Raw genomic sequence first — 1,419 nt, 5'->3', positions numbered from 1 at the left:
ACGCAGGCACACGGGGCAGGCGCGGGGCGCGGGCGCGGATAACCGGTGGCCAAGCTCCCCGGCCTCGCCCATCCTCAGGGCATGGAAGATACGACGCCGGCCACCGACGAGCCGAAGTACCGCATCCGCGCGCTCCACACCGACCGCACGGTCACCGTCTACCAGGCGTACCGGCCCGGGATCGGCCTGCCCGCCGCCCGCGAAGGGCGATTTCCGGCCGCCTGGAAACGGGACCGGATGACCTGGATCAAGCCCTCGTTCCTGTGGATGATGTACCGCTCGGGCTGGGGCACCAAGGAGGGCCAGGAGACCGTCCTCGCCGTGGAGATCACCCGCGAGGGCTTCGAATGGGCCCTGCGGAACGCCTGCCTCTCCCACTACAAGCGCGGGTTCCACCCCGACCAGGCTGCCTGGAAAAGGGAGTTGGGACAGGCGCCCGCGCGCGTGCAGTGGGACCCGGAGCGCGATCTGCGGCTCCGGGAACTCCCGTACCGCTCCCTCCAGCTCGGCCTCGCGGGCGAGGCGTCCCGCCGGTACGCGGACGAGTGGACGGTCTCCGTCCGCGACGTGACCCCGCTCGCGCACCGGATCCACGACCTGGTCCGCGCGGGCGACGTGCCGGCGGCCCGACGGCTGCTCCCGCACGAGGAGCCGTACCCGGAGCCCGCGGGACTCCTCGACCACCTGCGCGGCCGGGAACCGGAGGAAGCCGGCCGGCCGGCGCCGTGACGACCGAGAAGTCGATGTGGCCGGTGCCGAGTACGGCGACCCTCACGAGGTGCGCTCCTTCGGGGGGCGCCGGCGGGGAGGCCGACGCCACGCCGGTGGGTCGGCGTCCGCGGGCCGCTCGCGACTCCCGGGAGTGGTCAGCGCTCGGACTGGTCGCGGGGCGGACGCCGCATGGCCCAGAGGGTGGGGCCGCCGCCGGGGAGGGAGGCCTCGCCAAGGACGACGAAGCCGAAGTGCTCGTAGACGGGGAGGTTGTCCGCCTTGGAGGACTCCAGGTAGACCGGCAGGCCGGCGGCATCGGCCTGGGCGAGCCCGGAACGCAGCAGCGCGGAGCCGTGCCCCTGGCCGCGGGCGGCCGGGTCGGCGCCGATGACGGCGAGGTACCAGTGGGGCTCGGGAGGCGTGTGCGCGGCGGCGGCCTCGACGGCCTGCCGGAAGACGTCGGCGCGATCGCCGAGGATCTCCTGGAGCTCACGGACCGTGGCGGCGTCGGGAACGGCCTTGTCCTGCCCTTCGGGCGCCACCCAGAAGGCGGCGGCCGCGTCGGTGCGCTCGCACACGCCGTGGAGCCCGTACTGCCGCGTGAAGAGGGTGGTGAAGTACCGCCCCATCCCGGCCTCGCGCGAGGCCGGGATGGGGCGGTACTTCACCACCCTCTTCACGCGGCAGTACGGGCTCCACGGCGCGGCG

At 74.3% G+C, this 1,419-nt stretch carries 2 protein-coding genes; one reads left to right on the top strand and one right to left on the bottom strand.

Going from position 1 to position 1,419, the window contains the following annotated elements; genetic code table 11:
- Positions 1–81 precede the first annotated feature (81 nt).
- Positions 82–729, top strand: a complete 648-nt coding sequence (locus EAO70_RS35510; RefSeq protein ID WP_148006924.1) for a DUF4291 domain-containing protein — start codon at positions 82–84, stop codon at positions 727–729.
- Positions 730–866: 137 nt separating this feature from the next.
- Here the strand turns inward: EAO70_RS35510 and EAO70_RS35505 are convergent.
- Positions 867–1,419 (bottom strand): GNAT family N-acetyltransferase (locus EAO70_RS35505; RefSeq protein ID WP_261993213.1); only part of this gene is annotated, 553 nt, incomplete at its 5' end.

The sequence above is a fragment of the Streptomyces sp. adm13(2018) genome (assembly GCF_008042145.1).
Lineage (GTDB): Bacteria > Actinomycetota > Actinomycetes > Streptomycetales > Streptomycetaceae > Streptomyces.
Note: the sequence above shows the minus strand (reverse complement) of the source record. Positions and strands in the feature narration are given on the sequence as shown.

Excerpts from the sequence above, each read along its gene's own strand:
- EAO70_RS35510 (WP_148006924.1), top strand. The coding sequence starts at position 82 with ATGGAAGATACGACGCCGGCCACCGACGAGCCGAAGTACCGCATCCGC.